The following is a 12,235-nucleotide window of genomic DNA, read 5'->3' on the forward strand; positions in this document are numbered from 1 at the left end:
TGAAGGCTTTTGCACCGGGTCAATCTTCAAAAGTTGATTTCCGTGTTTTTCGGGAAGGGCTGTCCTTCCCTTGCTGACACTATCCTAACGCAGTGAGAATATTTTGTCAATAATATTTTCTTATCGCGAGAACAAATTGTCGTGCGTGACAAAAACTTCCGAAAAATGTCATCACTTTGACGAAACAATGGATACAATGCACCTTTTTATTGTAAATTTCTGTCATTTCTGCTATGATAGCAATAGAACACGCGTGAGAATTTTTTCTCACGCGCTCCAGCAGTACAAAAGAGGTGAACGGGATGGATGCAAGACTTGAGCCTTATCGCGTAGTGGTATCTTTTCTGGGGGAGGCGCTGGGCCCGGACTACGAAGTAGTTCTGCACGACCTTACCAGTGAGGACGGCACCATTGTTGCCATCGTCAACAACCACATCAGCGGCCGCACCGAGGGTGCGCCCCTTTCCAACATGGCGCTGCGCTTCATTCAGGAGCGGATGTACGAAAAGCAGGATTATCTGGCGGGCTATCAGGGCGCTTCGCAGGCCAAGGGGCGTCTGCGCTCCTCCACCATGTTCATCAAGGACAACGGCCAGCTCATCGGCATGCTCTGCGTCAACTTTGATGCCGGCAAGTACAGCCGCATCGCGCAGGAGCTGCTCACCCTCTGCGGCGCGCACACCGAGCCCTCCTCTACCGGCATCGGGGTGGAGAACTTTGTCAGTTCCCTGCCCGACGCCGTGCACAGCGCCATTGCCGAGGTGACCGGCAGCGCCGGGCTGCCGCCCGACCGGCTGACCATGGAGGAGAAGATCCGCATCGTGGAGTCCTTGCACCACGCGGGCATCTTTTATATGAAGGGCGCCGTCAGTGAGGTCGCCGCCCAGCTGGGCTCCTCGGAGGCCACCATCTACCGCTACCTGAGCAAGCTGAAGTGAGCTGTGAAGGAACTGCTCCATGAAAAAGGAATCGCCCACTTGAGCGAAGAGGGGCAGTATCTTTGTGCCAACGAGGGGACTCCACAGTACGAAGACCCTGCTTGCTACGGCTATGAACACCTTTTGAATTGCAAAATGATTTTTCAGTTGCTATACTGGGCTTATCGAAAATTTTCGGGAGGATGCCGCAATGACCGCACAGACAATGCAAATCGGGAACAGACCTTGCCGCATTTACGGCGAAGCCCATGCGGAATACCTACTGCTCCAACTGACCGGTGAACATGAGCTGCAAAGCATGGAAAGCGAGGTTACCGTTATTGCGCAGAGTGCGCACCACTTTCTGTTTGCGGCCATTCCGGTGGAAAGCTGGAATGATGCACTATCTCCGTGGGAAGCCCCTGCTGTGTGGGGAAAGCAAGGCTTTGGGGGCAAGGCTGCGGAAACCCTGCGCTTTCTGACAGAGCAGGTCATTCCCACGCTGAAGCAGCAGTTTCGTCTCCCGGAAAACGTCAAAATCATTCTGGGCGGCTATTCGCTGGCGGGATTGTTTGCGTTGTGGGCATCCACCCAGACCGATTTGTTCTACGGTGTCGCCGCTGCATCTCCTTCTGTTTGGTTTCCTGGCTGGATCGAGTTTGAGCAGCAGCGCCCGATGCAGACGCAGCGCGTTTATCTGAGCCTTGGCGACAAGGAAGAGCACACGAAAAACGCCGTCATGGCTGCGGTGGGGGATAATATCCGCACCCTGCACAGTCGGCTTGCAGAGCGTAGCACAGATTGCACGCTTGAATGGAACAGCGGCGGGCATTTCAAAGACGCCGACCTACGCACTGCGAAAGCCTTTCGGTGGACGATGGAGGAACACACATGACCATTTTGATTGATGCAGACGGCTGTCCGGTGGTGAACCTGACATTGCAGATTGCAAAACAGTTCGGCGTTCCTGTCATCATCCTGTGCGACACAGCTCACCAAATCGAGCGGGAAGGTGCGCAGACGCTGGTGTTCGATAAAGGGGCTGACAGCGTAGATTTTGCCCTCGTCAACCGGGTAAAGCCGGGGGATATCGTCGTGACACAGGACTACGGGCTGGCGAGTATGTGCCTTGCCAAGTGCGCCCGGGTGCTGAACCAGAATGGTCTGGAATACACCGCCGACAACATAGACGCCCTCATGTTGCGGCGTTATGAAAACAAAAAGCTCCTCCGCGCAGGAAAGCACCCCAAGGGGAGCCCAAAGCGGACGAAGGAGCAGGATGTCAGGTTTACGGATACGCTTGAGAAGATCTTGAACTACAACCATTGATACATCCTTTTGGAGGGATGGAAAAACAAAAAGACATCAGCCTGAGCTGATGCCTTTTGTTGGCGGAGATGGTGGATATTCTCCCGCGGGCTAAGCAACAGCAACGGGTTGCGTTTGCTGATTTTTCCGCAGCCCCTTGGCAGGGCTTTGAAAAATCAGAACGCTGCCCCAACAACTCCTCCCTGTTTCTGCCACAGGCAGCGGTCGTCGTCGTTGCACTGGGCTGATTGCTTGCGGTCTGCGGACCGCCGCCCTGTTCTCATCCTCACCATCTTAGCCGCAAAAAAGGCATCAGCCTAAGCCGATGCCTTTTGTTGGCGGAGATGGTGGGATTCGAACCCACGTGCCCGGTTAAGGACAAAACGATTTCGAGTCGTTCTCGTTACGACCACTTCGATACATCTCCATAATAAACCTTACATAGTATAACAAAAAAGCCTGCTGCCGTCAACACTTTTCTCCATGTACCGCGCAAAGCGCGCAGGGCAAAGGCCGACTGCTGCGGCCTGAATCGGCAGTACGCTGTTTAAAGCAGTTTTACACACAAAAAACAGGCCGCCGCACAAAGCTTTGTGCGGCGGCCTGTGGTCGTGCTTCAAAGGTCAGGCGGTAGTGCTCGCATCGGGCTCCGATGCCCCGCTGGAACCGGAACCGGACGACGACTCGTTGAACGCATCGTACACTTCCTTAGTGATCTCCCAGTTCATGGAATACTCAGAGTTTTCGCGGATGGGAATGTACTTGAACACCACGGTCTGACCCTCATCCAAAGCAGGGAAGTGGTCGGCTGCCAGATGGATGGTGATGGGCTTTTTCTTGTAGATCAGGCTGTTCTCGGCGTCCAGAATACGCACGCCGCCGTAGGTATCGCTGAAGTAGACCTGCTTGCCCTCCACATCCTTTACAGCAACAGAGAAACGGTAGGGGTCCAGCGGGATGGGGTTTTGACGGGCAGACTCGATATCCACCATCAGGGTGCAGGTTCCACCCTCGATCTTCATGCTTCTCAGGCCGGCTCTCACCGGCAGCTCGCTGGTGATCGCACCGGGCAGCGTTTTGCAGACCGGGTTCTTGGGATCCTGATATTCACAGCCGTTCAGCAGACCGGCACCGACCACAGCCACAGCGGTGGCCGCCGAATACTTCAGGAATGCGCGGCGGGAAAATGTATAAGACATGGTTTGTTCCTCCGTTTTTTACCAGTATGTTCTTCCGGCCAAGGGGGTCAGGTCGTGGTGGAATCGGAGAGATCCGGCTCCAGAACGTCTGCGGCCAGCTCCCAGTTGGCGCTGAACTCGCTGTACTGCAGGTCAGGGTAGTAGGTAAGGGTCACAGGGCCGTCTGTCAGCGCGTTCAGGCCCTTTGCTTTCACATAATAGGTGAAGGTCTCGCCCTGCTTGACCTGATGGCTCAGAGAATCCGGGCTAGTCACCTGCAACTTGTCGTTCTGGTAGGCCAAGTATCCGTCTGCCTTTACGGCAAAGTTTGCCTTAGTGACCTCCAGCGCGTTTTTACGGCCGTTGGTCACCACCAGCCGGAACAAGGTGGTGTTGGAATCTTCATCGTATTCCACCCGGTCCAGCGTGGTACGAACCTTCAGCACAACATTGCTGGTGCCGGGGGCGTGCTGCACCGGATTGTAACCGTACTCACAGCCGCTCAGCAGGCTGCTGCCCGCTACGGCCACAGCGGTAAGTGCGGTATATTTCAGGAAAGAGCGGCGGGAAAATTCCCCAGTCATATTCGTTCCTCCTTCAGGACACATCAATACAGATTCTGCCATAGGGCACTACCTATACAATAGGCGAAACAGAGAAAAATGTCAATGATTTTCCGCAAAACAAATGTGAAGATTTTGTGGCAGCATCGTACATTTTAGACGAAGCTTAAGCAGTTTTTCTGGCAATTCTATCAGCTGCGGATCACGTCGGAAGCGTTCATCACAAAGGTCAGGCTCTTGCCCTCCAGGAAGGTAGGCACATAGGTGACTTTCAGCTGCTTCCAGTCCTTGGGCACCATGAGCATCAGCACGATATAGGCGCTGCCCTGCGGGGGCAGGCTCTCCACATCGGAAAAGCTCTGGGAATTGGCGTTGTACAGCGAGATATTGGCGCAGCAGGCTGCGGGCTGGTCATCGCAGACGGCGGTAAAATCCGGGGTAGCGGCGGCCATGGCCTGAAAGTTTGCGTCCACGTTCTCCAGCGGGGGCACGGGGTAGGCTTCGTTGATGGCATCAATGCCCTGTGCGCCGATGGCGTAGCTCTCGGTCTTGCTGCGGTTGACGGTGGTCACCCGCACGCCCAGATACTCATAGCCTGCCGGCTGCACGGGGTCCTGCGTCAGGTGGAACACGCTGGTCAGCTGCACGCCCAAGCCGTTCCAGTTGCGGACGGTATCGCCCACCTTGACCTCCACCACGGTATCGCTGCCGTTGGACTTGCAGCCGCCCAGCAGGCTGGCTGCGCCCAGTGCAGCGGCGGATGCACCGGTGCACTTGAGGAAGCTGCGGCGGGAAATGACAGTAGACATAACGTTATATCCTCCTTGAAGGGTGATTTTCTTTTTTCTTTCTTATTTGGTTATACCGTTTCCTGTGCACAGATGCAAGAGCCCGGGGCGATTCTTTACAACAATTTCACAAGCGAGGTCACTCCTGCGGCGAAAGCCCCTTGACGTGGGTCTCGCTGGTTTTGACCAAATTTAACAGGCTGGGCGTGTACAGCGGGAATTCCCGCGTCAGGCTCTCGGTAGTCATGGCAAGACAGGCAGGGTCCTTGACGCCCTCGCCGCCGTTCACATCCTGTCCGTCCAGCAGTGCCTCCACATTGGCTTCAGCCATCCGCATCACAGCGTCGGAATAGCCGTGCCAACGGTGCGGCTCAATGCTGAACATACTGGAAGCATTGTGCGGCTCTGCGGAGTAGAGCAGCCGGAACATCTTGGCTACCGCCATCATCAGGTAAGCGCTCACCTCGGTGGTCAGTGCCTTGCTGTGGCACTGGCCGATCTTGGCGTAGAGCACGTTCAGGCTGTTAGAGATGAGTTTTTTGTTCATGGTGGGCAGCACGCTGCCGTGGTAGACGTTGTCCTTCATCTTTTCGGGGTTGGGCAGATCCTCGGCAGAGAGCATCATTCCGTTGCGCTCGGCGCTGCGCCCCAGCAGGTAGTCGCAGGAAACATTATAATAGTCTGCCACCCGCACCACAAAGTCCAAGCCGCACTCGCGGATGCCTTTTTCGTAGTGGGACAGCAGCGCCTGAGAGACCCCCAGATCCTCTGCCGCCTGCTTTTGGGTGATGCCGCGCTCCTTGCGCAGCAGCTTGATGATACGATTGAACTCCATGGTGTGCTCTCCTCAATCTCCAAAGGATCTATTTTTTGGTAACATCCTTGTTTTTGGTTTACAACAGGTTGATTATACACATTGGAAAACGACTTGTAAAGCAAGAAAAATGCCGATATTTTTCGTCTTTTTTCGTCATTATTGTCAAAAGTCTTGCCGGGTGCCCCACATCTATGCTAAACTATGGGTATTAACACATAGATTTTGTGTTTCCACCGCGGCAAAAAACCGACAGACGTTGTGAAAGCACGTCTTTTTCGAAACAAAAAATTTTCAAATGGGTGGTTCCATCTTTCCAAAGTTTGTGCTATAATCTCTTTTTGGCGACTGTTCTTGACCGGCGCACAAATCTGCAAAGGACAAGCCAGACGCTATAAAAGGTAATATACCAAGAATAAGAAAGAGGAAACTTCACCATGAAACTCGAGCGCAAAGTCCGTCTGTGCAGCGCTGCCGCTGCTGTCCTGATCGCCGCCATCGCCCTGACCGGCTGCGGCGGCTCCAAGACCACTGCTTCTTCCGCAGCCGCTTCTTCTGTGGCTACTTCCACCGCTGCTGCCACCAACAACAGCTGCGGCGAGGGCGTGACCTGGGCACTGGCTGACGGCACCCTGACCATCAGCGGCACCGGCCGTATGACCAACTTCACCAAGGACGCCCCGGCTCCCTGGGCTGATCAGGCCGACCAGATCACCACCATTGAGGTGGAGGGCACCGTTACCAGCGTGGGCGCTACCGCCTTCAAGGACTGCACTGCCCTGACCACCGTGAACATCGCCGACGGCGTGGAGTACATCGAGGCCGGCGCTTTCAACGGCTGCACCGCCCTGACCGAGGTCAACATCCCCCTGAGCGTGGGCTACATCAAGACCGGCGCATTCAAGGACTGCAACGCCCTGACCAGCGTGACCATCCGCGACAACTGCCGTCTGGACATGAACGTGTTCCCCGCTACCGTGGAGGTCAACCGCGCCGAGGGCTAAGCCCCATCCGTAATTTTAAACCAAAAGAGGTGTGATCCATGAAAACCTTCAAACTTCATCTCATCCGCCACGGCATAACCGCGGGCAACCTGCAGGGCCTGTACATCGGCAGCGGCACTGACCTGCCCCTGTGCGACGAGGGACGCGCCCAGCTGGCTGACCTGAAGGAGCGGTTCGCCTACCCGCAGGTAGATACTGTTTTCTCTTCCCCCCTGCTGCGTGCGGTGGAAACCGCCAACATCCTGTTCCCCGGAGCTGCCCACCAGTTTACGGTGCACGATCTGCGGGAGGCCGGTTTTGGCAAGTTTGAGGGCAGACCTGTGAAGGAGCTCGTGCAGGACGAGGACTTTAAAAAGTGGATCACCCCGGGCTCCGGCTATCTGCCGGAGGGCGCAGAGCCCACCGAGCAGTTCCACGCCCGCTGCGCCGACAGCCTGATGAAGCTGTTCGAGTACATGATCCGCATGGACGTTACCGAGGCCGCCTGCGTGACCCACGGCGGCGTGATCATGAGTATGCTCAGCCAGCGCGCCGTGCCCACCCGCCACCCCGAGCAGTGGATGGCAGACCCCGGCTGCGGCTACACCGTGCAGACCGATGTGCAGCTGTGGATGCGGGACAAGCTGGTGGAGGCCATCGACATCGTACCCTTTGGCTACGCCGACACCCTGCAGGGGCAGGCCGAGGCCGAGGAGAACGAGAACTACGAATAAGAAAGGGTTACAGTTTCCCGCTGCCCCTTGACAGAACGCGCAGAATCCTTTATTGTTAAAGGGTAGTGTATTGTATCGTATACAGGAGGAACGCTGTCATGTCCCAATCCATCTCCCGCCGGTCATTCCTGAAATGTGCCGGTTCCGGTGCGGTCAGCCTTGCGGCTGCGCTGCTTACCGGGGTCTGCGTTGCGGCGCAGCAGCCGTGTCTTGCGGGCGAGCCTGCCCTGCTGGACGGCAAAGCCGCCGTGGAGCTGCTGGGCTATGCCCCGGCACCGGAGCTGGGCGGCGTGCTGGTGTACCTCTCGGTGGAAAACCTCTCGGCAGCCAGCCTGCCGGTGGATACCAGCTATCTGCAAAGCCGGGGTCTGCGCACCCGGGAGCAGCTGTATAGCATGGGCACCGGCGTAACCGCTGCCTGCAACGGCCAGAGTGTGCCCTGCGGCAGCTTTGCCGCCCCGCTGTACAGCGAGAATGCGGCGGATGCTTCGGTGTTCACCCTGAACCTTGCCGCCGGGCGCGGTGCGCTGCTGCACTGCTTCTGCGCCGTGCCGGAGGACTGGCAGACCCTTGAGCTGACCTGGCACCCGGACTTTGCCGCCGGGCGCAGCGCCATCTTTACGGTGCGCCGCGATGCTGACGAAGCCGCTCTGGGCCCCGTGCCCACCACCCCCGCCGAGGTCGGCAGCGTGGTGGATCTGTAACAGCATAGTAAAAGAGCCATTGCACAAGTTTGCGTGCAATGGCTCTTTTTTTGCAGCAAATGCCGTTTACCGCTGTGCCCCCTCCCGTGAAAAAGCGGCTCAGAAACGTCCGCAGACGTTTCTGAGCCGCAAATTATAATAATAAATTTTCCGCTGAATATGCGCAAAGCAACGCGGAGCGTATTCAAAATCGTCCAGTTGCCGGAGATCAGCCAGCGCCTACCAGCGCTTCGCCGGTGCTGCTTTGCACCAGCAGCTCCTGCCCGGTAAGGCTGGAGAGCAGGGCAATGTAGCTGCGCCCTGCCGGGAGGTTCAGCGGCTTGCCGTTGGAATCGTAGAGGGCAAGGGTGCTCTCTACGCCCTGCGTCCATGTGATCTGCCACAGGTGCCCGCCGTTCAGCCAGACACCGCCGCCCATGGAAAGGTCGTAGTCCAGTGTGCGGCCGTCATCCCGCAGGGAGGAGCCGCTGTACAGGATGAGCAGGTTGTCAAAGGCCGCCTGTGTGCCGGTGTTGGCATCCAGCTGGGGGGTGCCGTCCGCGTGCAGCATCCCGTAGGTGGCAAGGGCGTCATCGTAGACAAAGCCGGTGGCACCGCCGGACTGGAAATTCACGGTCACTTTTACTGCATCTGCGGCGTTTGCGTCCGGCAGATGGCCGGTGTCCCGCTGGGGCAGCAGGGTGGGCAGCACGCCTGCCGTTTCGCTCTCGCTGCCGGAGACGGTGTTCTGGTTCACGGCGGTGGAGATGCTCAAACTGTCCAGCACCGAGGCCACCGCCTTGCCGCTGGTGCGCCACAAGGGCGTGCTGTTCCAGCTGTAACCGGTGCTGGCAAAAGCATTGCGCCCCACCTCCTGCGCGTCCACCGCGCGGAGGTTATAGTATTCCAGATACCGCTTGGAATACGCGCTGCTGCCGCACTGGATGGGCAGCACCTGCTGCCCGCTGAGCAGCCGCCAGTATAAGTCCTGCCCGCGCGTTACCGGCCCTACGATGGGCATGGCCTCAAGGGCGGGGTATACCAGACACAGCTCGGTAGAGCTGCCACTCTCGGTCAGGGCTTCCAGCACCACCGAGGCGCTGCCGATGCCCCATTGCGTGGTGCTGCCGGTGGTGTTCTCAATGACCACCGCCGCCGCCCGCTGCTCCGGGTACAGCAGCTGCTGCCCGGTAAGCGGGTCTGCCGGGGCGGTACTTTCTGCGGGGGCAGCGGCGGTGCTCCCGCAGCTGCCCAGCAGCACCGCGCACAGCACGGCTGCACCAAGGCGCAGGCTCCATTTGCGTTTCATGGGCTTCTCCCCTTACTGATAGTTGAAGTTTTGCCACTCGTCGTCATCCACAATGGCCAGATAGGTCTTGCCGCGGTTGAAGCAGATCTCGCTGCCATCGGCGGCATACACCTTGAGCGGGTGCTCCGGGGAAGCCTTCTGCCATGTGCCGCGCTGCACTGCGCCCCGGGTGAAGAAATAGGCTTCGCCGCCGGACACATAGTCCACCTGCTGCACGCCGCCGGAGTTGCCGGGGTAGTCCGCGATGCCTGCAAAGCAGACCAGCAGGTTGGTAAAGCCAAGCTGCTTGCCGGTCAGCTCGTCCACAGTGTTCTCAAAAGCACCGTCGGCGCGGCTGTACATGGACATTTTATAAAGGCGTTCCCAGCGGTTGTAGCTGAAGGTGGTCTTGTAGCTGTCCGAGTGCACGATGTTGATGGTCTTGGCGGCGGCAGCGCCGGACATCTTGTTCTCTGCGCCGGTGCGGTAGTCCGCAAAGCGGAAGAAGGTGCTCTCGTAGGGGTATTGCAGCCCGATGCCCGCGTTGGCAGCGGCCTGCCGGATCTCGGCACCGGAGGTGAACTCGGTGTGCTCGTAGGCCACGTTGCGGCCGCGGCTGTCGCGGTGCGCCACATGGGGATGGGTGGGAGTGTCAAAGTAGCTCTTGCCGCCGATGTTCAGGCCGGAGTAGTTGTACACGTTGATGAACTTGGTGCAGGGGGCGCTTTCGCCGTCATGGTAGTACAGCGCCTGCCACGGCATGAGCAGCTGCAAAAACTGGTCGCGGCCGGAGCGCAGCGGTCCCACCTCCGGGATGGCATTGGCGTCATAGTACACCGCGCAGAAGCGGGAGATGCCGCCCTCCACCTTGCTCTCGATGAGCAGGTCGGCCGAGCCAAGGCCGCGCTGCGGGCGGGCGTTCTGCCGCTGGGTGTTGCTGATATTGTTCACCATCACGCCCACCATGCGGCCATTGCTGCGGCGGGGCTCGCCGGTAAGCGGGTCGGCGTTGTAGGCGGGCAGGCTGCTGTCGGCGCTTTCTGCCGGGGCTTCAGACGCCGCTCCGGCGTCCGGGGCAGCGGCTTCGGTGCTTTCTGAAGAGGCGGCGCTGCCGCCCTTTCCGAAGGTCTGCTGCAGCCAGTCGGAAAAGCCGTTGCCCACACAGGCGCTGCCGGCGGGTGCGCAGCCGGACAGAGCCAGCGAGGCGGCTGCCAGCCCCGAGGCACGGAGAACGGTACGACGCGTGATCTTTTTCATGCAAAAAACCTCCTGATAAGAGCGTTTTGCGCAGCCCCGGCGCTGTCGGAACGGTTGCGCACGGTGGATGAAAACGAACGGCCTTTCGGCATTGCTTTGATTGTAATTGTAACGGTTCTTGCGGCGTTTGTAAAGTGAAAATTAGCAGCCGCACGGGAAAGGACTTTGCGGCTTTTCACTCGTACTGCTCTGCCGCCGATTCATACATCCGCTTGAATTTATCTGCCAGCTCCTGCGGGGCAAGGATCTTTGCATCGTGGCCGAACTTGAAAAAGTAGTTTTCCACCTGACGCTGCGTGCAGGTAAAGGTGTACACTGCGCCTTCTTTCCGGGCGTACTGCGGCCGGAGATGAAGGATCTGCTGGTACTTTCTTTCCCCGGATGGCGTCAGCCGGACAAGGATGGTCTGCCCTGCCCCCTGCTCCGGCAGGTACTGCACCCCGTTTTTCTGGATCGCCTCTGCGATCTTCCGCCGGTCGTCAGCGCTGATGAACCCGCCGCATTTCAGGCTGCTGATTTTTTTGATGGAACTGAGCCGGACACACCCCATGCCCCATGGCCCGCCTGGCTGGGCAGAGGTCATGCCGACAAGGTAATTGTAGAGCTGCTCGGTGTCCTTCTGGACACACAGGGGTTTCAGGTAGGTGATATTGTTCGGCGCAGCCGCGCCCCCTGTCAGCTTTTTTCTGCTGCTCAGGGTGAGCTTGAGCTTTTCCTGCCTGGTGATGGCCAGCTCGATGCTTTGCAGCTGCTGCCTATAATAGATACGTTCCCGCTCCGCATAGGGCAGCGCGCAATATTCCTCCAGAAGTGCTTTCATGTAGCTGCCGACCTTGTCGCCGTAAAACGCGGCATCCTTCCGCACTTCGTCGGAAGCAAGCGCTTCCAGCACGGGCTTGCTGAGCCGGATAAAAAAAGAGCAGCCCTTGTCCTGCTGGCGGCAGCGCGCCTTTTCTTCAAGCTGTTCCTGCAGCAGCGCAAGCACCGCCCCGGTGCAGGCTTCGGCGTTCTCCTGCCCCTTGAACCGCTCGGCCAGCTTTTCCTTTTCCGCGCCGAGCCGCATCCAAATGGAGGACTCCGCCGTTTCGTAAAGGTTCTGGAAAAGCTGGTTGACCAGTGTAGAAGAGGGGTCGCCACCGGCGCGATTTTGTTTTTTGTCCGGTTCAAAGATCTCATCATCCTGAAGCAGGATATTGTAGGCATGGCGGCTCACGGTCAGCCGCTGTTTGTTTCTGGAAAGATCCTCCAGAATTTCCTCAAGCTCCGAAAACAGCATCTTGCACCTCCGCAGGCTTAAAAACAATTGTTTGTCCCATGACGGTACTTTTATAAGGCGATTATAGCATATTTCTGCCAGAATTGGAACAAAAAATAAAATTTTTTGTCACCTAGGAATTCCATTCCGGCTGCTGTATAATAAAGCCACAGTCAAGGGAGCCACCCCCACGGGAGCCGCCGGAGCGCGGCTTCCCGGGCAGGTTCCGGCTCGTTTCGTTTTCGTTCATGTGATCTGCAACAGGAGGGTCTATCATGTTTATTCTTTCTATCGTTCTCACCGGCGCTACGCTGGGCGGCACCATCGGCGGCGCCATCGCCACCATCACCGGCACGTCCGTCACCACCGGCACGGCTGTCGGCACCCTGATCGGTGCCGGGACCACCGCGGCAGCCTGCACCGTGCAGGGTGCCGGGGACGCAGCGCGCCAGCTCGCCTGAGCATTC

General features: G+C 58.1%; 14 protein-coding genes and 1 tRNA gene. 7 read left to right on the plus strand and 8 right to left on the minus strand.

From position 1 onward, the window contains the following. The first annotated feature begins 302 nt into the window (after positions 1-302). From MTP39_RS12860 to MTP39_RS12870, 3 genes are all read left to right on the plus strand, one after another. On the plus strand, positions 303-938 hold the full coding sequence (locus tag MTP39_RS12860; RefSeq protein ID WP_249240814.1) for a helix-turn-helix transcriptional regulator: 636 nt from the start codon (positions 303-305) through the stop codon (positions 936-938). A gap of 205 nt (positions 939-1,143) precedes the next feature. After that, the gene (locus MTP39_RS12865; protein WP_249242066.1) at positions 1,144-1,812 is read left to right on the plus strand and encodes an alpha/beta hydrolase; all 669 of its coding nucleotides are present in this window, start codon (positions 1,144-1,146) and stop codon (positions 1,810-1,812) included. Next, entirely contained in the window at positions 1,809-2,246 is a 438-nt protein-coding gene (locus tag MTP39_RS12870; RefSeq protein WP_249240815.1) for a YaiI/YqxD family protein, read from the plus strand. The genes MTP39_RS12865 and MTP39_RS12870 overlap by 4 nt, the downstream gene beginning before the upstream one ends. A gap of 315 nt (positions 2,247-2,561) precedes the next feature. On the opposite strand, the gene MTP39_RS12875 is transcribed toward MTP39_RS12870, so the two are convergent. From MTP39_RS12875 to MTP39_RS12895, 5 genes are all read right to left on the minus strand, one after another. Then, positions 2,562-2,652, minus strand: a tRNA-Ser gene (locus tag MTP39_RS12875). A 196-nt stretch (positions 2,653-2,848) separates the two neighbouring features. Continuing rightward, complete coding sequence (locus tag MTP39_RS12880) at positions 2,849-3,424, minus strand: twin-arginine translocation signal domain-containing protein (protein ID WP_249240816.1); 576 nt, start codon at positions 3,422-3,424, stop codon at positions 2,849-2,851. Positions 3,425-3,471: 47 nt separating this feature from the next. Further along, positions 3,472-3,987: a twin-arginine translocation signal domain-containing protein gene (locus tag MTP39_RS12885; RefSeq protein WP_249240817.1), complete on the minus strand. Its 516-nt coding sequence runs from the start codon at positions 3,985-3,987 to the stop codon at positions 3,472-3,474. 170 nt (positions 3,988-4,157) lie between these two features. After that, positions 4,158-4,775 (minus strand): twin-arginine translocation signal domain-containing protein, encoded by a 618-nt coding sequence (locus MTP39_RS12890; protein WP_249240818.1) that lies wholly within the window; start codon positions 4,773-4,775, stop codon positions 4,158-4,160. A 118-nt stretch (positions 4,776-4,893) separates the two neighbouring features. Then, entirely contained in the window at positions 4,894-5,589 is a 696-nt protein-coding gene (locus tag MTP39_RS12895) for a helix-turn-helix domain-containing protein (RefSeq protein ID WP_055186477.1), read from the minus strand. Positions 5,590-6,005: 416 nt separating this feature from the next. Here MTP39_RS12895 and MTP39_RS12900 point away from each other — a divergent pair, with 416 nt between their 5' ends. The 3 genes from MTP39_RS12900 to MTP39_RS12910 all read left to right on the plus strand — a co-directional run bounded on the left by MTP39_RS12900 (position 6,006) and on the right by MTP39_RS12910 (position 7,989). Further along, complete coding sequence (locus tag MTP39_RS12900) at positions 6,006-6,572, plus strand: leucine-rich repeat domain-containing protein (protein ID WP_249240819.1); 567 nt, start codon at positions 6,006-6,008, stop codon at positions 6,570-6,572. A 38-nt stretch (positions 6,573-6,610) separates the two neighbouring features. Next, a complete protein-coding gene (locus tag MTP39_RS12905) occupies positions 6,611-7,285 on the plus strand; it encodes a histidine phosphatase family protein (protein ID WP_249240820.1) in 675 nt (224 codons plus the stop codon). Between the two features lie 98 nt (positions 7,286-7,383). Further along, a complete protein-coding gene (locus MTP39_RS12910; protein ID WP_249240821.1) occupies positions 7,384-7,989 on the plus strand; it encodes a twin-arginine translocation signal domain-containing protein in 606 nt (201 codons plus the stop codon). A gap of 208 nt (positions 7,990-8,197) precedes the next feature. On the opposite strand, the gene MTP39_RS12915 is transcribed toward MTP39_RS12910, so the two are convergent. From MTP39_RS12915 to MTP39_RS12925, 3 genes are all read right to left on the minus strand, one after another. Further along, a complete protein-coding gene (locus MTP39_RS12915; protein WP_249240822.1) occupies positions 8,198-9,277 on the minus strand; it encodes a DUF3048 domain-containing protein in 1,080 nt (359 codons plus the stop codon). Between the two features lie 12 nt (positions 9,278-9,289). Continuing rightward, complete coding sequence (locus MTP39_RS12920; RefSeq protein WP_249240823.1) at positions 9,290-10,513, minus strand: DUF3048 domain-containing protein; 1,224 nt, start codon at positions 10,511-10,513, stop codon at positions 9,290-9,292. 175 nt (positions 10,514-10,688) lie between these two features. Further along, positions 10,689-11,789: a WYL domain-containing protein gene (locus MTP39_RS12925; protein WP_249240824.1), complete on the minus strand. Its 1,101-nt coding sequence runs from the start codon at positions 11,787-11,789 to the stop codon at positions 10,689-10,691. A 254-nt stretch (positions 11,790-12,043) separates the two neighbouring features. Between MTP39_RS12925 and MTP39_RS12930 the strand changes: the two genes are divergently transcribed. Further along, positions 12,044-12,229: a hypothetical protein gene (locus tag MTP39_RS12930; protein ID WP_249240825.1), complete on the plus strand. Its 186-nt coding sequence runs from the start codon at positions 12,044-12,046 to the stop codon at positions 12,227-12,229. Positions 12,230-12,235 lie beyond the last annotated feature (6 nt).

It is taken from the genome of Faecalibacterium sp. I3-3-33 (assembly GCF_023347295.1).
Classification (GTDB): Bacteria; Bacillota; Clostridia; order Oscillospirales; family Ruminococcaceae; genus Faecalibacterium.